The 17,786-nt window shown below is 61.9% G+C and carries 15 protein-coding genes; 1 reads left to right on the top strand and 14 read right to left on the bottom strand.

Annotation, left to right across the window (positions count from 1 at the left end):
• Positions 1 to 131 precede the first annotated feature (131 nt).
• From PQU95_RS03405 to edd, 14 genes are all read right to left on the bottom strand, one after another.
• Complete coding sequence (locus tag PQU95_RS03405; protein WP_272750694.1) at positions 132 to 1,520, bottom strand: amino acid permease; 1,389 nt, start codon at positions 1,518 to 1,520, stop codon at positions 132 to 134.
• Between the two features lie 153 nt (positions 1,521 to 1,673).
• A complete protein-coding gene (gene kynB, locus PQU95_RS03400; protein WP_272750693.1) occupies positions 1,674 to 2,312 on the bottom strand; it encodes an arylformamidase in 639 nt (212 codons plus the stop codon).
• A 317-nt stretch (positions 2,313 to 2,629) separates the two neighbouring features.
• Positions 2,630 to 3,739 (bottom strand): ABC transporter ATP-binding protein, encoded by a 1,110-nt coding sequence (locus PQU95_RS03395; RefSeq protein WP_272750692.1) that lies wholly within the window; start codon positions 3,737 to 3,739, stop codon positions 2,630 to 2,632.
• A 4-nt stretch (positions 3,740 to 3,743) separates the two neighbouring features.
• Positions 3,744 to 4,742 carry a carbohydrate ABC transporter permease gene (locus PQU95_RS03390; protein WP_272750691.1) on the bottom strand — a complete coding sequence of 333 codons (999 nt, stop codon included), beginning with the start codon at positions 4,740 to 4,742 and terminating at the stop codon, positions 3,744 to 3,746.
• The gene (locus PQU95_RS03385; protein WP_147688193.1) at positions 4,735 to 5,637 is read right to left on the bottom strand and encodes a carbohydrate ABC transporter permease; all 903 of its coding nucleotides are present in this window, start codon (positions 5,635 to 5,637) and stop codon (positions 4,735 to 4,737) included. The genes PQU95_RS03390 and PQU95_RS03385 overlap by 8 nt, the downstream gene beginning before the upstream one ends.
• A gap of 181 nt (positions 5,638 to 5,818) precedes the next feature.
• Positions 5,819 to 7,063 carry an ABC transporter substrate-binding protein gene (locus tag PQU95_RS03380; protein ID WP_272750690.1) on the bottom strand — a complete coding sequence of 415 codons (1,245 nt, stop codon included), beginning with the start codon at positions 7,061 to 7,063 and terminating at the stop codon, positions 5,819 to 5,821.
• A 317-nt stretch (positions 7,064 to 7,380) separates the two neighbouring features.
• A complete protein-coding gene (locus tag PQU95_RS03375) occupies positions 7,381 to 8,790 on the bottom strand; it encodes a sensor histidine kinase (RefSeq protein ID WP_272750689.1) in 1,410 nt (469 codons plus the stop codon).
• A 29-nt stretch (positions 8,791 to 8,819) separates the two neighbouring features.
• Positions 8,820 to 9,500 carry a response regulator transcription factor gene (locus PQU95_RS03370; RefSeq protein ID WP_272750688.1) on the bottom strand — a complete coding sequence of 227 codons (681 nt, stop codon included), beginning with the start codon at positions 9,498 to 9,500 and terminating at the stop codon, positions 8,820 to 8,822.
• 126 nt (positions 9,501 to 9,626) lie between these two features.
• Positions 9,627 to 10,175, bottom strand: a complete 549-nt coding sequence (rfbC, locus tag PQU95_RS03365; RefSeq protein ID WP_272750687.1) for a dTDP-4-dehydrorhamnose 3,5-epimerase — start codon at positions 10,173 to 10,175, stop codon at positions 9,627 to 9,629.
• Between the two features lie 60 nt (positions 10,176 to 10,235).
• On the bottom strand, positions 10,236 to 11,126 hold the full coding sequence (gene rfbA / locus PQU95_RS03360) for a glucose-1-phosphate thymidylyltransferase RfbA (protein ID WP_272750686.1): 891 nt from the start codon (positions 11,124 to 11,126) through the stop codon (positions 10,236 to 10,238).
• Positions 11,123 to 12,016, bottom strand: a complete 894-nt coding sequence (rfbD, locus tag PQU95_RS03355) for a dTDP-4-dehydrorhamnose reductase (RefSeq protein WP_272750685.1) — start codon at positions 12,014 to 12,016, stop codon at positions 11,123 to 11,125. Before rfbD ends, rfbA begins: the two co-directional genes overlap by 4 nt.
• 2 nt (positions 12,017 to 12,018) lie before the next feature.
• Entirely contained in the window at positions 12,019 to 13,080 is a 1,062-nt protein-coding gene (gene rfbB, locus PQU95_RS03350; RefSeq protein ID WP_272750684.1) for a dTDP-glucose 4,6-dehydratase, read from the bottom strand.
• Between the two features lie 285 nt (positions 13,081 to 13,365).
• Positions 13,366 to 13,992, bottom strand: coding sequence for a bifunctional 4-hydroxy-2-oxoglutarate aldolase/2-dehydro-3-deoxy-phosphogluconate aldolase (eda, locus tag PQU95_RS03345; RefSeq protein ID WP_272750683.1), 627 nt, complete (start codon positions 13,990 to 13,992; stop codon positions 13,366 to 13,368).
• Between the two features lie 94 nt (positions 13,993 to 14,086).
• The gene (gene edd, locus PQU95_RS03340) at positions 14,087 to 15,925 is read right to left on the bottom strand and encodes a phosphogluconate dehydratase (protein WP_272750682.1); all 1,839 of its coding nucleotides are present in this window, start codon (positions 15,923 to 15,925) and stop codon (positions 14,087 to 14,089) included.
• Between the two features lie 249 nt (positions 15,926 to 16,174).
• Here edd and zwf point away from each other — a divergent pair, with 249 nt between their 5' ends.
• Positions 16,175 to 17,647, top strand: a complete 1,473-nt coding sequence (zwf, locus tag PQU95_RS03335) for a glucose-6-phosphate dehydrogenase (RefSeq protein ID WP_272750681.1) — start codon at positions 16,175 to 16,177, stop codon at positions 17,645 to 17,647.
• Positions 17,648 to 17,786 lie beyond the last annotated feature (139 nt).

Below are 17,786 nucleotides of genomic sequence, written 5' to 3'. Positions count from 1 at the left end.
GGCCGCTTGGCAGCAGCCGAGCAGATTTGCGGCCTGAAAAAAAATAAACCCCCGAGTAATCGGGGGGTGGTCAATGGCCCGCCCCCCGCTTCAAAAGGGCAAGACTTTCGACACAAAAAACTTGTATCGTGCTACATCGCATCGTCGTAGGTAGCATGCGGCGGGCGCACGAATTTATACAGGAATACCAGCACCAGCAGAAACGGCAGGCCGAATTTCAACGTCATGTTGAATTCATCGGTAAACAGCGTGGTCACCATGGTGGCCAGCATCAGTACCAAACCCAGCAGGCTGACAAACGGATAGAATTTCATGCGGAAGGCCAGTGGCGGGTTGCCCGCGGCCTCGTATTTGCGGCGGAAGAACAGGTGGGTAAGAAAGATCATCATCCACGTAAACATGGCGCCAAACATCGACAGGGAAATCATCAGGATGAAGGCATCTTGCGGATAGAGCACGTACAGCAAAGTGGCCACGGCAATACCGATGGACGACAGCATCAGTGCGTTCAGCGGCACGCCTTTGCTGTTGACCTGGCCTAGCATCTTCGGTGCATCACCACCCCGTGCCAGGCTAAACATCATGCGCGTGGTAATGTAAAGCTGGCTGTTCATGGCAGATAGCGCCGCCACGATAACCACAAAATTCAAAATGTCGGCCGCGTAGGGAATGCCCAGCACCTGCATGACGGTTACAAAGGGGCTGCTACCCTCGCCTATCCGCTCCCACGGCACAATGGCCAGAATCAGCGCCAGCGATAGCAGATAAAACACCAGCAAACGCACAATGGTGGCGCGGAAAGCCTGCTTGACTGCCCGCTCGGGGTCTTCAGCCTCGCCGGCAGCCACCGCAATCATTTCCACACTTAAATAGCTGAAGATGGAAATGATCACCGCCACCCACATCCCCCACCAGCCATGCGGCAGGAAACCACTGCCGGCGGTATACAGATGCACGCCGAACTCGGGCCGGTTGCCCCCCCACACCACCACGCTACCCAGCAGGATAAACCCCAGGATCGCGGCAATCTTGATACTGGAAAAGCCGTACTCTACCGCGCCAAAAGCCTTGACGCTGCTGGCATTTACCAGGATCAACAGCCCGGAAAACAGCGATATCCACCACCATGATGGCACCGCCGGAAACCAGTAAGCCATATAGTCGGCAATGGCGGTTACCTCGGTACCCACCGCCAGTACAATGGCCGACCAATAGGCATAACGCACCAGAAAGCCCGCGAGCGGGCTGATGTAATGCTCAGCGTACGCACCAAACGAGCCCGAGGTAGCGTGCGCTACCGTCATCTCCGCCAGGCAACCCATCAGCAACAGGGTAATCAGCCCGCCAATCGCGTAGCTAAGCAGCACGCTGGGGCCGGCAAAACCGATAGCAAACTTGCTACCCAGAAACAGGCCAGTACCGATGGCACCGCCAATGGCGATCATGCTCATCTGCCCCGAGCTCAGACGGCGCTGCAGCCCCTGCTCCCGGTCTTTTATTTTCTGAAAACTTTTACTCATGTTGTGCTCCGTAATACTCCAGATGTGTCCAGCCCCGTGCTGTCTGTGCAGCCGCTGTCAGGCCTGTGGAAGTGCCTGCCGCCTGAGCGCAGGCACACGAATCCAGCACAGCGTGCAGAACGCTGCGCCGGGAGTGCGCTATGGAGTGGGCCGCTATGCCAGGCTGCGAAGGACGGCGCGCACCGGACTGGCGTCGGTGCTCATCAGCTTCAGCGGCAAGGCGATCAGCTCGTAATCACCCGGAGGGACATCGTCCAGCACCAGGTTTTCCAGAATCGCCATGCCTTGGCGCGCCACCGCTAGGTGGGCATGCATATCCTTGCTGTCGGCCGGGTCTAGCGAGGCGGTGTCGACGCCGATCAGCAGCATGCCCTGCTCGCCCAGCCAGTCGATGACGGCGGGATCGATACCGGGAAAGTGTGGGTCCCAGGTGTGGTGTGGAAAACGGGAGTACATGCGTAGCAGCACGCGTTGCGGCAGCGGGCCACTACCGGCTAGTGCCAGTGCCGCCTGCAGTTGCGCCAGCGTCAGCAAGCGCCCCGGTGCCAGGCAGTGCACCACGCGACAGGGGCCGAGATAGGGGGTGAGCGCTACCGCGCCAATCGGGGCCCCTTCGGCCTGGTAATGCAGCGGTGCATCGGCGTGGGCGCCGCTATGGGGCGAAAGCGTCAGGCAAGCCACATTGACCGGGCAGCCACCTTCGAGCACCCAGTTGGGGCTGGACTGGTATGGGGTGTCGCCCGGCCATACCGGCATGCCGGTAGTCAGGGCGGGGCTGATGTCGTAAAGCATGGCGGGCCTCGCAGCTGAATTACTGCAGAAAGCTTAGCACCGGCTATACGGTGACTTATTGCAAAGTCGGTCTTGTGACGGCGCGACTTTTGCAGATTATTCAGCTGCTCGCTTTTAAACCGCAGGAAATTCGAAATCGGCTGTCGAGCACCACGTTTCACCGATTTCCAGTCGCCACACTACGCTGCCTGGCAAAGAAAAAGCGGCCCGCAGGCCGCCAAAGGAGAGTCGCTCCCGCTGACAGCGGGATAGATGGGATTTTGTTTACGCAGTGCCATGGCCTGCTGCGGCCAACCTGTGCAGGGCCAGCGCCGCCGTTACACGATCCGGGCTTCGGTTTTCGGGTCGAACAGCACCGCCTTGGACACGTCGAACACCAGCTCCATACTGTGCCCCGGGTGTTTGGCTTCGGTGGGGTGGGTACGGCAGCACACCTTGGTGTTGTTCAGCGATACGAATACCAGGGTGTCCGGGCCGGTAGGCTCGATCACGTCGATGTGGCAGCTCATCACCGGCAGACCTTCGCGGTACGCGGTACGCGCATCGGTGATCTGTTCCGGGCGAATGCCGAAGATCACTTCCTGGCCAACAAAACTGGCCAGCTTGGCCTTGTCGTGCGGCAGCGGCAGCACCACACAGCCTTTGTCGTCGCAGATCTTCACGCCGATATCGCTGCCGGTTTGCACTACGGTAGCCGGGATGAAGTTCATCGACGGCGAGCCGATGAAGCTGGCCACAAACAGGTTGGCCGGGTTGTCGTAGATGTCTTGCGGGCTGCCGAACTGCTGCACGATGCCGTCCTTCATCACCGCGATCTTGTCACCCAGCGTCATGGCCTCGATCTGGTCGTGGGTCACGTACACGATGGTGGACTTCAGGCGCTGGTGCATCAGCTTGATTTCGGTGCGCATCTCCACGCGCAGCTTGGCGTCCAGGTTGGACAGCGGCTCGTCAAACAGGAAGATGGACGGGTTGCGGGCCAGCGCACGGCCCATGGCCACGCGCTGACGCTGGCCGCCGGACATCTGCCCCGGCTTGCGGTCCAGCAGGTGGGTGATCTGCAGCATCTCGGCCACGCGGTTTACCGTGGCGTCGATCTCGGCCTGCGCTACCTTGCGGATTTCCAGGCCAAAGCTGATGTTCTGGCGCACGGTCATCGACGGGTACAGCGCGTAGCTCTGGAACACCATGGCGATGTCGCGGTCTTTGGGCGACAGGTCATTCACACGTTTGCCACCGATTTCGATGTCGCCACTGCTGATGTCGTCCAGGCCGGCAATCATGTTCAGCAGCGTGGATTTACCGCAGCCGGATGGGCCCACCAGAATCAGGAACTGGCCATCTTCGATGGCGATATCGATGCCCTTGAGCACGTCGGTGCCGTTGGCGTAAGTCTTGTACACATTGTTGATGGAAAGAGCGGCCATCGCATTAACCTTTCACAGCACCGGCTGTCAGGCCACGCACGAAGTAGCGGCCAGCAACCATGTAAACAAACAGAGTCGGCAGCGCAGCAATAATGGCTGCGGCCATGTCCACGTTGTATTCCTTCACCCCGGTAGAGGTGTTCACCAGGTTGTTCAGCGCCACCGTAATGGGCTGGGCTTCGCCGCTGGCGAATACCACGCCGAACAGGAAGTCGTTCCAGATCTGGGTGAACTGCCAGATGATGCACACCACGAAGATCGGGCCGGAGATCGGCAACAGGATGCGCAGGAAAATCGTCCAGAAGCCGGCGCCGTCGATACGGGCGGCTTTCACCAGCTCGTCCGGTACGGTGATGTAAAAGTTACGGAAGAACAGCGTGGTAAACGCGGTGCCGTACACCACGTGCACCAGCACCAGGCCGGTGGTGGTATTGGCGATACCCAGCATGCCCAGCACCTGCGCCATCGGCAGCAGTACCACCTGGAACGGGATGAAGCAGCCCACCAGCAGCATGGTGAACAGCGCGTCGGAGCCACGGAAACGCCACATCGATACCACGTAGCCGTTTACCGCCCCCAGGATGGTGGAGATGGCGACGGCCGGCAGCGTCATCTTGATGGAGTTCCAGAAGAAGCCCTGCATGCCGTTGCATTCCACCCCGGTGCAAGCCTCGGCCCAGGCTTTCACCCACGCCCCGCCCTGCCAGGCTTGCGGCAGCGACAGCATATTGCCGGCGCGGATGTCGTCCAGGCTCTTGAACGAGGTGGTCAGCATCACGTACAGCGGCAGCAGGTAGTAAATGGCCATCAGGAGCAGCGCGGCGTACACCAGCGCGCGGCCAACGGTGAGGTTGGGTAACAGGACAAAACCGGCCTGTGCGGTTCGAGAGCCAGGCGCCCGCAGCGCAGGGGTCGAGACAGTACATGGAGTACGGCGAGACCCCGAGCAGCGCGCAACGCCGCTATCGGGCTGCACAGCCGTGTTTTTTGCAGAATTAAACACGTTTGGCACTCCTTGTTTCCATATACATCAGCGGGACGAGGACGGCGACGATGGTGAACAGCATCATCATGGCCGAAGCGGCACCCTGGCCCAGCTGGCCACGGGTAAAGGCAAACTGGTACATGAAGATGGCGGGTACGTCGGACGAGGTACCGGGGCCGCCGCCGGTCAGCGCCATCACCAGGTCGAAGCTCTTGATGGCAATGTGCGACAGGATCAGCAGCACGCTGAAGAACACCGGGCGCAGGCTGGGGATCAGGATACGGCGATAGATGGTAGGCAGGCTGGCGCCGTCTACCTGGGCAGCCTTGATGATGGAATCGTCAATGCCGCGCAGGCCGGCCAGGAACAGCGCCATCACGAAGCCCGAGCTTTGCCACACACCGGCAATCACCACGGTGTAGATGGACATGTCCGGGTTCACCAGCCAGTCGAAAGTAAAGTTGGCAAAACCCAGGTCGTTCATCACCTTTTGCAGGCCCATGTCCGGGTTCAGCATCCATTTCCACGCGGTACCCGTTACCACGAAGGACAATGCCATCGGGTACAGGTAGATGGTGCGCAACGCACCTTCGGCGCGGATTTTCTGGTCCAGCAGCACGGCCATCAGCAGGCCCACCAGCAGACAGAACAGAATGAACAGGCTGCCAAAAATGCCCAGGTTGGCCGCAGCGGTCCACCAGCGCTCGTTTTCAAACAAGGCTTGGTATTGCAGCAGGCCTGCCCAGTCGTAACGCGGCATCAGGCGGGATTCGGTAAAAGATAGCCACCCCGTCCAGGCAATGAAGCCGTAGACGAAGATCAGGCTGGCGGCCAGCGTAGGCGACAGCACCAGCTTGGGTAGCCAGCGGTCGGCCAGTGCGCTGAGGCGGCCTTGAGAGGGGGAGGCAGACATGTGTATTCCTTGCTGTCTCGGTCGGTAAACACGCGCTCTGCCCGGCAGTTGGCCGCAAGCTACCCTGCCGCGGGGCGCAGCATGGTGGCTAGACGGATAGGGGGGCAGGAACAGGCCGGGCACGCCGGCCTGTGCGCAACATCAGGCAACCGCCCTGCTGCTGGCAGCAGGGCGGCGGTGCTTAGCGTACGGCGCCGGCCTTGGCCAGACGCTCGGTAGCTTGCGCCGGGGTCATGCTCGAGTTCATGAACTGCGAGATCACGTCCACCATGGCACCTTCGGTAGCGGAAGGCATGGCCATCTTGTGCGCAAAGCTTGGTACCAGCTTGTTGCTCTTGGCTGCCGCGTTCATGTCGAAGCTGGACTTCTTGGCGCAGTCGTCAAACTTGCCCATCGGGGTATCCAGGCGGGCCGGGATGGAACCCTTGTTCAGGTTGAACACTTCCTGGAAGGCCGGGCTCATGATGGTGGCAGCCAGGTCAGCCTGGGCTTTCACCGCAGCAGGCGATTTCTGCTGGAACATGGCCATGGAGTCGATGTTGAAGGTAAAGGCGTTCTGGGTACCCGGGGCATCGGTACAGATGAAGTCTTTGCCCGGTACTTTGCCGGCGGCGGTGAATTCGCCTTTGGCCCAGTCACCCATGAACTGCATACCGGCCTTGCCGTTGATCACCATGGCAGTCGCCAGGTTCCAGTCGCGGCCGGCAGCACCTTTATCGATATAGGTCTTGATCTTGGCCATGGTCTCGAACACCTTCACGGTAGTCGGGCCGGCCAGCGTGGCTTTGTCCAGTTTGACAAAAGCCTTGTTGTAGTAATCGGCACCACCCACACCCAGGGCTACCGATTCAAACAGGGTGGCGTCCTGCCAAGGTTGGCCGCCATGGGCCACCGGCTGGATACCGGCTTTTTGCAGCTTGTCGGCAGCTGCAAAGAATTCCGGCCAGGTTTTCGGTACGGTCGCACCGGCTTTCTTGAAGGCTTCCGGGTTCACCCACAGCCAGTTCACACGGTGTACGTTGACCGGAGCGGCGACGTATTTGCCTTTGTACTTCATCACATTGCTGACTACCACTGGCAGCTGCTTGTCCCAGTTGCCGGCTTTAGCCACAGCATCGATGTCAGCCAGCACGCCTTCAGCACCCCATTCCTGGATGGCCGGGCCCTTGATCTGGGCGGCGGTTGGCGGGTTGCCGGATACCACGCGGGTTTTCAGTGCGGTCATGGCGTTGTCACCACCACCACCGGCGACAGCGAAATCTTTCCAGGCGTGACCTTTGGCGGTCATCATTTTTTTCAGCTCGGCAGCCGATTTGGCTTCGCCACCGGAAGTCCACCAGTGCAGTACTTCCACATCACCGGCAAAAGCAGCAGCGGGCAACAGGGTAGCGGCCATTACGGCCAGGGTCAGGCTTTTCAGCTTCATGTTCATCTCCATGATTGTGATGCGTCTTTCCGCCTTGCCGGCCATGCCTGGCGGCGGATTATTGGCTTAACCGCAGGCGCTGTTCTCCTCAGCGCCTTGGCAGTTGGCTGAACTATAGCCGCAAGCCGTAAGTATTGTGTAAGTTTTGAGTGCGAAAGATGTAAGTTTTGCACCAGGCCGGTACGCAGGGCAGCATGACATTCAGGCAAATCAAGCAGATACGGGGCATGGCGCAGCTATTGCAGCGCACCATAAGGGGGACATCTAGTGTGTCAACTACACGACTACAGTGCAGACCAGGCACCGCGCCATCGCCGCTAGGCCGGCACAAGCGCCAGCTGCAGGCTGGCACTCAGCCCGCCACCGGGCGTATCGCCTAGCAGAAGCTGACTGCCGTGACGGCGCGCAATCTCCTGCACGATGGCCAGGCCCAGGCCGCAACCCTTGCCCTTGCCCTCGGCACTGCCACGATAGAAGCGCTCGAACACGCGTTCGCGCTCGGCCAGGGGGATGCCGGGGCCATTATCTTGCACCGCCAGGTACACACTGTGGCCACGACGCTGCAGCAACACCGTTACCTCGCCACCGGGGCCGGTGTACTGCACGGCGTTATCCAGCAGGTTGGCCAGCAGCTCGCGCAGCAAACCGGCATGACCGCGGATCATCATGCTGCCTGCTTCGGCTTCCAGACCCAGGTCGATCCGGGCGCTCAGCGCGCGGGGTACCGCCTCTGTCGTCACCTCGCGCACCAACTGGGCCAAATCCAGCGTTTGCAGCGTCAGACCCGCCTCGGGCTCGGCGCGTGCCAGCGCCAATAGCTGGTTTACCAGCCGGATGGAGCGCGCCACGCTGGTTTCTACCTGCGCCAGCTGGCGGCTCAGCAGTGGCAGATCTGGCTGAGCCTCGCGCAGCTCGGCACGCACCAGCTCGGTTTGCGACTTCAGGCCCGCCAGCGGCGTGCGCAGCTGGTGCGCGGCATCAGCAATAAAGCGCCGCTGCTGTGCTACCTGGCCGTGCACCTCGTCCAGCAGGCTGTTGATGGCGGTAGTCAGCGAACGCACTTCGTTGGGGGCGTTTTCTATCTCGATGGGGGCCAGGTCACGGGCGCTGCAGTCTTCCACGCGGCGACGCAGGCTGCGTAGCGGTGACAGGCCACGGCTGATGCCACCCCATACCAGCACGCTGGTCAGCAGCATCAGGCCCAATAGTGGCAGACCCATGTCTACCAGAATCTTGCGCGCCAGCTCGGCATTCAGTGCACGGCTTTTGGCAACCTGTACCAGCATCAGCTGCGGCCGCTCTTCGGTACCGGCCAGCAAGTACTGCGCCGCAACGCGCACCTCCATGCCTTTCATGCGGGCGTTGTAAAAAAAGCTGTCTCCAGCTTTAGCAGCCACACCAGCAGGCGGGCGCGGCATGGCAGGCTCGCCCAGCAAGAACGCCTCGGGTGGCGAGCTCACCATATAGTGCACGCGGTCATCCGGGTCTTGCTCCAGAATATCGCGCGCCGCGCGCGGGAAATCCACATAGAAACCGCCACCAAACGGTTTGACCTGGCGCGCCAGTGCGCTGCTGGACTTGGCCAGCGTACGATCGATGACTTCACTGGTGTACACCAGCGCCATGTTGTAGGCCAGAAATGCGGCCGACAGCCACAAGACCAGCTGGGGCAGCAGTAGCCACATCAGTAGCTGGCGGCGCAGGGAAAGCTCGCGGGGGCGGGACATGGCAGCTCCAGGGTTGGCCGCAGCCAGGGTCAGGCGTCGTCGGTGGCCGCCAGCAGATAACCCAGGCCGCGTACCGCCCGGATACCCACACCGCAACCATCCAGCTTTTTGCGCAGGCGGTGCACGTAGACTTCTACCGCGTTCACGCCGACCTCTTCGCCGTCTGCGGCCAACTCGCCGGCAATCTGCTCTTTGGTCACCACCCGCTCGCCGTTGGTCATCAGGATGTCCATCAGCTGCAGCTCGCGCGCCGACAAGTCCAGCGCCTGCTCGCCGGCCCAGACGCGCTGGCCGGCACGGTCCAGGCGCAGGCCGGCAAAATACAGCTCGTCGCGTACGGCCTCCACCACACGGTGGCGGCGCAGCAAGGCGCGGATGCGTGCTTCCAGCTCGGGAAACTCGAACGGCTTGACCAGATAATCATCAGCCCCTGCGTCCAGCCCGGCCACACGGTCTTCCATGCTGTCCAGCGCGGTGAGAATGAGAATGGGCAAGGCCGGTTTATGCACACGCACATTACGCAATACCTGCAAGCCGTCCAGGCCGGGCAGGCCGATATCCAGAATCACGGCGTCAAACGCCTCGGCCAGCAACAGCTGCTGCGCCAGCAGGCCATCGGCAGCGTGGGTGGTGCTAAAGCCCAGCCGGTCCAGCCGCGTCAACAGCGCGTCGGCCAGCACGGCGTCGTCTTCGGCAATCAGAAGCTTCATGGAAAATCCTTGCGAGAGCAATGCAAGGCGTAACGATAGCGCCAAACGGTCACCATGAGGAGGATTTGCAGCGGCACCGCGAGCAAAACCGGGCAGCGCAGGAGCAGGCGCGCTATTTAGCCGCGCTTAATCAAACAGCTCGGCCGCTGCCAGTAAAGGCTGTATCTGGTCTTTGCCGGATAGCTGCAGCGCGCCGGCATCCGGCCAGGCAATACCAATGGCCGGATCATTCCACAAGATACCGCGGTCGTGGCTGGGCGCGTAGTACTGCGTGGTCTTGTACAGAAACTCGGCGTGTTCGCTAAGGGTGACAAAACCGTGGGCAAACCCCGCAGGAATCCACAGCTGGCGCTTGTTTTCGGCCGACAGGTGTACGCCTAGCCAGTGGCCGAAGGTGGGCGAACTGCGGCGGATATCCACCGCCACATCAAACACCTCGCCCACAGTGCAACGCACCAGCTTGCCCTGCGCAAACGGGGGCAGCTGGTAATGCAGGCCGCGCAGCACACCGCGCGCCGAACGGCTGTGGTTGTCCTGTACGAAGTCAACGTGATGCCCTACTGCTTCGTCGAACAGACGCTGGCTGAAGCTTTCGTAGAAATAGCCACGCTCATCGCCAAAGACCTTGGGTTCAATGATTTTGACGTCGGGAATAATGGTATCGATGATGTTCATATGACAACCGAGGAAACAGGCTGCGACTTTCGCCGCAGCCTAATAAGTAGGTAAAACCGCTTAACGTTGCACCTGACGCAGCATGCCCAGCAAATACTGGCCGTAGGCGTTCTTCTTGAGCGGTGCGGCCAACCTTTCAACCTGGGTCGCATCGATCCAGCCGGCCGCGAAGGCGATTTCTTCCAGACACGCCACTTTCAGGCCCTGGCGATTTTCCACCGTGGCGATGAACTGGCTGGCTTCCAGCATGGACTCGTGGGTACCGGTATCCAGCCAGGCATAGCCACGGCCCATGGTCTGCACATCCAGCTTGCCCTGCTGCAGGTAGGTGGCATTGACATCGGTGATTTCCAGCTCGCCACGGTGCGAGGGTTTGATGGACTTGGCAATATCCACTACCTGCTCATCGTAAAAATACAGACCGGTAACCGCGTAGTTCGACTTCGGTTGCACTGGTTTTTCCTCGATGCTCACGGCGTGACCATCGCTATCGAAGGCCACCACGCCGTAACGTTCCGGGTCGTTGACATGGTAGGCAAACACGGTGGCGCCGTGGGTCTGGCTGCTGGCGCGGCGCAGCAGCTTCTGGAAATCATTCCCATAAAAAATATTGTCCCCCAGCACCAGCGCCGACGGCGCGCCATCCAGAAACGACTCGCCCAGGATAAATGCCTGCGCCAGGCCATCCGGGCTAGGCTGCACGGTGTACTCAAGGCGGATGCCCCACTGGCTGCCGTCACCCAGCAGCTGCTGGAAACGCGGTGTGTCCTGCGGCGTGGAAATGACCAGAATCTCGCGGATACCCGCCAGCATCAGCGTGCTGAGCGGGTAATAGATCATCGGCTTGTCGTAGATCGGCAGTAGCTGCTTGCTCACCGCCAAGGTAGCCGGGTACAACCGGGTGCCGGAACCACCGGCCAGGATGATGCCTTTGCGTGCTTTTGTGCTCATTTGAGATTATCCAGCGTATCGAAGATCTGTTTCACCGCCGGCTGCCAGTGCGGCAATTGCAGGTCAAAAGCCTGCATCAGCTTGCTGCAATCCAGCTGCGAATTGGCTGGGCGGCGGGCCTTTTGCGGGTAGGCACTGCCGGGGATGGCCTGTGGTGCCGCGGCCAACTGTAGTGGCCAGCCGGCCTCACGTGCCAGCGCGATCACATAGCTGGCGTACTCGTGCCAGCTGGTGCGCCCTTGTGCCGCCACGTGGTAGGTGCCGTAAGGCTGACCCTGTGTACTGCGGGTACGCTGCACCAGGTTGGCCGCCACGTCGGCCAGCAGGCTGGCTGGCGTGGGCGCACCGAACTGGTCGGCCACCACCGACAGGCTGTCGCGGCTCGCAGCCAGGCGCAGCATGGTCTTCAGGAAGTTCTGGCCATAGATACCGGCCACCCACGAGGTACGCAGGATGAAATGGCGGCAGCCGCTGGCACGCACCGCCTGCTCGCCCTGCCATTTGCTGCTGCCGTACACCGACTGCGGCTTGGCCGCATCGTCTTCGCGCCAGGCACCCGTTTTATCACCGTCAAACACGTAATCGGTGGAGTAATGCAGCAGCAACGCGTGGTGCGCCGCCGCCCACTGCGCCATCACCGCCACCGCGTCGGCATTGATGGCCTGCGCCAGCGCCGGCTCGTCTTCTGCCCGATCTACAGCCGTGTAGGCCGCCGGGTTGACGATGATGTCGGGCTGCCAGCTATCTAACGCAGCGGCCAGGCTGGCAGGCTGTGCAAGGTCAAACGCCTGCCGTGGCGGGCAGATCAGCTCGCCTTGCAGCGCCAGCGCCCGCTTCAGCTCGAAGCCTACCTGGCCGCTACTGCCGGTAATCAGGATGCGTGTTGTCATGCTTAGGCGCCGTACTGCTGGCTCAGCCAGTCGCGGTAGCTGCCGCTGGTCACGCCGGCCACCCAGTGCTGATTGTCCAGATACCACTGCACCGTCTTGCGGATGCCGCTATCGAAAGTTTCTGCCGGCAGCCAGCCCAGCTCGCGCTCCAGTTTGCGGGCGTCGATGGCGTAGCGGCGATCGTGACCGGGGCGGTCTTGCACATAGGTAATCTGGCTGGCGTAGGGCTGGCCGTCGGTGCGCGGGCGCAGCTCGTCCAGCAGGCCACAAATGCTGCGTACCACGCCCAGGTTGGTTTTTTCGTTCCAGCCACCCACGTTATAGGTTTCGCCCAGTTTGCCTGCTGCCAGCACGCGGCGGATGGCGCTGCAGTGGTCCTTCACGTACAGCCAGTCGCGCACCTGCTGGCCGTCGCCGTAGATAGGCAGCGGCTTGCCGGCCAGGGCATTGAGGATGACCAGCGGAATCAGTTTTTCGGGAAAGTGATAAGGGCCGTAGTTGTTGCTGCAATTGGTGGTCAGCACCGGCAGGCCGTAGGTATGGTGCCAGGCGCGTACCAGATGGTCGCTGGCTGCCTTGCTGGCCGAATAAGGGCTGTTGGGCTCGTAGCGGTTGTGTTCGGCAAACGGCGGGTCTTGCGGCGACAGCGTACCGTACACCTCGTCGGTGGACACGTGCAGGAAACGGAACGCCTGCTTTTCCGCAGCTGGCAGTTCACCCCAGTAGGCGCGTACCGATTCCAGCAAGTTGAACGTGCCCAGCACATTGGTGTGGATGAAATCACCCGGGCCATGAATGGAACGATCCACGTGGCTTTCGGCGGCAAAGTTCAGCACGGCACGCGGCTGGTATTGCGCCAGCAAACCGGCCACCAGCTCGCGGTCGCCGATATCACCCTGCACAAATACGTGCCGCGGGTTGCCCTGCAGGCTGGCCAGCGTCTGCAGATTACCGGCGTAAGTCAGCTTGTCCAGATTGACCACGGTTTCATCGTGTGCGGCCAACCAGTCCAGCACAAAGTTGCCACCAATAAAGCCGGCACCGCCGGTTACCAAGATCGCCATGCCCAGCCCTTGCCGTACAGGAAAGATAATGCTGCATGTTAGCTGCTCTGCCGCCGTTTCAGTACCACGCTACGTCAAACAGATAAAAAAAGGCTCTGCCGGGGAGAGTCGGCAGAGCCAGAAGAGAATGCAACAAAACGAACTTCAAAGCCTGTAAGCCATGTCGCTACAGCCAACAGGAATCACGGGGCAAGCGGACACAAACAGGCGATGTGCCCTGCACATTGGCCGCCACAGGCTACCCCCAGGCAGCTCCGGCCACAGTGCAGCAGCGCCTGGCTATGCCTAGCGTACCGCCAGCGCGCTGGCCGCACGGGCCAGTGCAGTGATACGGTCCCAGTCCTGCGCCGCGATGGCGTCGTCCGGGGTCAGCCAGCTGCCACCCACGGCCAGCACATTAGGCAGCGCCAGGTAGCTTGGCGCGCTGTTCACGTCGATACCGCCGGTGGGGCAGAAACGCAGCTCCGGCAACGGGCCGGCCAGCGATTTCAGCAGCTTCACGCCGCCCACGGCCTCGGCCGGGAACAGCTTCAGGATATTGAAACCCTCGTCTTGCGCGTGCATGGCTTCGGACGGGGTGGCGATGCCGGGGATGAAGGGCACGCCCGAGGCGCGGGCAGCAGCAGCCAGCTCGGCGGTCAGGCCCGGGCTGATGCCGAACTGGGCACCGGCGTCCAGCGCCGCTTCCAGATGGGCACGGGTACGCACGGTACCGGCGCCCACCAGCGCGTCGGGTACTTCGTCGCGGATGCGGCGCATGGCAGCCAGCGCGGCCTTGGTGCGCAGCGTGATTTCCAGGGTGCGGATGCCGCCGGCAACCAGCGCGTGCGCCAGGTCTACCGCTACGGCGGCGTCGTTGACCACGATAACCGGTACCACCGGGCCTTGGCGAAGCAGAGACAGTGCGTCCATGGTGTGTCCTTTGCTAGGGTTGGCCGCGGCCAACCCGGTAAATGATCGATGCAGTGTTTATAGCCCACCGCCACACGGCAGCGGGCTCAGGCGCTTAGCGGCCCGCCCACAGCGGGTGGGCAAAGCTCATCGCGCCGTCTTCGGCGGCGGTGGCCAGCTGGCGGAAACCGGCAAACAGGTCGCGGCCCACACCGTGCTGGTTAGCGCTGAGGTCAATCTGTACGTGCTCGCGCGCTGCCCATTCGGCCGCGTCTACCAGGATGCCCAGCTCGCCGGTATTAGCGTCCAGGCGTACCAGGTCACCATTGCGCACCTTGCCGATGTCGCCACCCAGCAGTGCTTCCGGCGACACGTGGATGGCGGCCGGCACTTTGCCGGACGCGCCGGACATGCGGCCGTCGGTGACCAGCGCCACCTTGAAGCCACGCTCCTGCAGCACGCCCAGCGGCGGCGTCAGCTTGTGCAGCTCCGGCATGCCGTTGGCGCGCGGCCCCTGGAAGCGGATCACCGCCACAAAGTCTTTTTCCAGCTCGCCGCGCTTGAACGCCGCCAGCAGTTCGTTCTGGTCGTGGAATACCACGGCGGGTGCTTCCACCACGCGGTGCTCGGTCTTCACCGCCGACACCTTGATCACGGCGCGGCCGATATTGCCGGTCAGCACTTTCAGGCCGCCGTCGGCCGAGAACGGGTTGGCCGCCGGGCGCAGCACACCGTCGTCGCCAGAGACCGCCGGCGCGTCGCGGAACGCGGCTTCGCCGTCTTGCAGCCAGGCTTCCTGGCTGTGGGCGCGCAGGCCACGGCCCATGATGGTGGTCACGTCGTCGTGCAGCAGGCCGGCGTCCAGCAGTTCGCGAATCACGAAACCCATGCCGCCAGCGGCGTGGAAGTGGTTCACGTCGGCTTTGCCGTTGGGGTAGGCGCGCACGATCAGCGGCACCACAGCCGACAGTTCGTCGAAATCGTCCCAGTTCACGTTGATGCCGGCCGCACGGGCGATGGCATTGATGTGCAGGGTGTGGTTGGTGGAGCCGCCGGTGGCCAGCAGGCCAACGATACCGTTGACGATGGCTTTCTCGTCGATCACCTCGCAAATCGGGGTGAAGCGGCTGCCCTGGGCCGAAATCTCGGCGGCCACACGGGCGGCGCGGCGCGTCAGCGCGTCACGCAGCGGGGTATTCGGGTTGACGAAGGCGGCGCCCGGCAGGTGCAGGCCCATCACTTCCATCAGCATCTGGTTACTGTTGGCGGTGCCGTAGAAGGTGCAGGTACCCGGGCCGTGGTAGGACGCCATTTCGGATTCCAGCAGCGCGTCGCGGCCAACCTTGCCCTCGGCGTACAGCTGGCGCACCTTGGCTTTGTCGTCGTTGGCGATGCCGGTAGTCATCGGGCCGGCCGGCACAAACACCGCCGGCAGGTGGCCAAAGGCCAGCGCGCCGATCAGCAGGCCCGGCACGATCTTGTCGCACACGCCCAGGTACAGCGCGGCGTCGAACATCTGGTGGCTCAGCGCGATGGCGGTGCTCATGGCAATCACGTCGCGCGAGAACAAACTCAGCTCCATGCCCTCGAAGCCCTGGGTCACACCATCGCACATCGCCGGTACACCACCGGCAAACTGGGCGGTAGCGCCCACTTTCAGCGCTTCGGCCTTGATAATGGTGGGGAAGGTTTCCAGCGGCTGGTGCGCCGACAGCATGTCGTTATAAGCCGACACGATGGCCAGGTTGGGGCGGGCCGCTTCTTTCAGATGAATCTTGATCCCGTCCGGCATGGCGGCAAAGGCGTGCGCCAGGTTGGTACAGGACAGCTGGGAACGCTCGACCTTGCCCTGGCGCATGGCGGCTTGGCTACCGGCCAGGTAGGCAGCGCGGGTATCGCGGCTGCGTTCGATGATGCGCTGGGTAACAGCGTGCAGAACGGGATGCAGACTCATTGGTATCGGCCCTGATGAAGGTGCTTGAATGGTAGTTTTACTACAGTCTGTTTGCAAGGCGCTACACGATAAAAAGCCGGCTTATTTTGGCAAAATTGCCATTTAATCATTAAATTTCATCATGTTATTGCAGTGTTGGCCAGCAGCAACAATAAAAACCGTAGCGCAGCCGTGCGCACAATCGACGTAGACAAGCGGGCAGTGTTTGGTAATATAACTACATCACAACCTTGGGCGAGAATAATCAGGATGGAGAACGCAAACCTGCACACCCCGGCATTCGATATGGTGCTATTCGGGGGCACTGGCGACTTGGTGATGCGCAAGCTGCTACCGTCGCTTTACCAGGCGCACGCTGCCGGCCTGCTGCACGAAGCCGGCCGTATCCTGGCGCTGGGCCGCCGCGACATGAGCCGTGACGACTACCTGGCCATGGTCGAAAAGAGCGCGCGCGTGCATGTGAAAGAGCACTTCTCCACTCAAGCCTGGGACAGTTTCCTCGCCCGCGTGCAGTACCTGAAGGTAGACGCTGCCACACCGGAACACTACCCGGCGCTGGCCGAGGCGGTAAAAGCCGGAGGCGACCGCGTGACCGTGTGCTACCTGGCCACCGCGCCCGACCTGTTTGAAGGCATCTGCGACAACCTGGCCGCCGTCGGGCTAAACCACGACCAGGTACGCGTGGTACTGGAAAAACCGCTGGGCCACGACCTGGAATCGTCCAACGAGATCAACGAAGCGGTAGCACGCCACTTCAAGGAAGAGCAGCTGTACCGTATCGACCACTATCTGGGTAAAGAATCGGTACAGAACCTGCTGGCCATCCGCTTTGCCAACGCACTGTTCGAGCCGCTATGGCGCCGCGAGTGGATTCACGATGTACAGATCACCATTGCCGAAGACCTGGGCGTAGGTACGCGTGGCGACTTTTACGACGACACCGGTGCGCTGCGCGACATGGTGCAAAACCACCTGCTGCAACTGCTGTGCATCGTCACCATGGAGCCGCCGGCCAACCTGGGTGCCGACGCCGTACGCGACGAAAAACTGAAAGTGCTGAAAGCGCTGCGCCCGTTTACCGAGCAAGACGTAGCCGGCAAAACCGTGCGCGGCCAGTACAAAGCCGGTGCCGTGGCCGGCCAGCCGGTGACCGGCTATCTGCAAGAGCAAGGCATCCCCGCCGGCAGCCAGACCGAAACCTTCGTCGCCATCAAGGCCGAAATCGACAACTGGCGCTGGGCCGGCGTGCCGTTCTTCCTGCGCACCGGCAAGCGCATGCAGGAACGCCTGGCCGAGATCGTGATCAACTTCCGCGACGTACCGCACCACCTGTTTGCCAGCCCTACCGGCCAGAACACCGCCAACCGTCTGGTCATCCGCCTGCAGCCGGAAGAAAGCATCCGCCTGTACTTCCTGTCCAAGGAGCCGGGCGACACGCAGCGCCTGCAGCCGGTACACCTGAACCTGGACTTCCACGAGTCGTTCAAGGCGCGCCGCGCCGACGCCTACGAGCGCCTGTTGCTGGACGTGATCCGCGGCAAGCTGGCGCTATTCATGCGCCGTGACGAGCTGGTGGAAGCCTGGCGCTGGGTAGAGCCCATCATGGACAACTGGGCGCGCAGCACCATGCCGCCCAAGCAGTACACCGCCGGCACCTGGGGCCCTGCAGCCTCCAGCGCGCTACTGAGCCGTGACGGTATCAGCTGGCACGAAGAATCCTAACAAGCAGCAAGACCGGCCCGGCCAGCGCGCTGCGGCCAACCTTGCCCCCCGGCACAGCCGGCTAAAAAAACCGGCGGCGCTCATGCCCCACTCCGACACGCATGAGCGCCGCCAGCATAGCTTTCGAGCCCGGACCACC

Origin of the sequence: Vogesella aquatica, from assembly GCF_028548455.1 — a bacterium.
In the GTDB taxonomy this organism is placed as follows: domain Bacteria; phylum Pseudomonadota; class Gammaproteobacteria; order Burkholderiales; family Chromobacteriaceae; genus Vogesella; species Vogesella aquatica.
The sequence above is the reverse complement of the archived record's forward strand: the minus strand, read 5'-3'. Positions and strand labels throughout refer to the sequence as shown.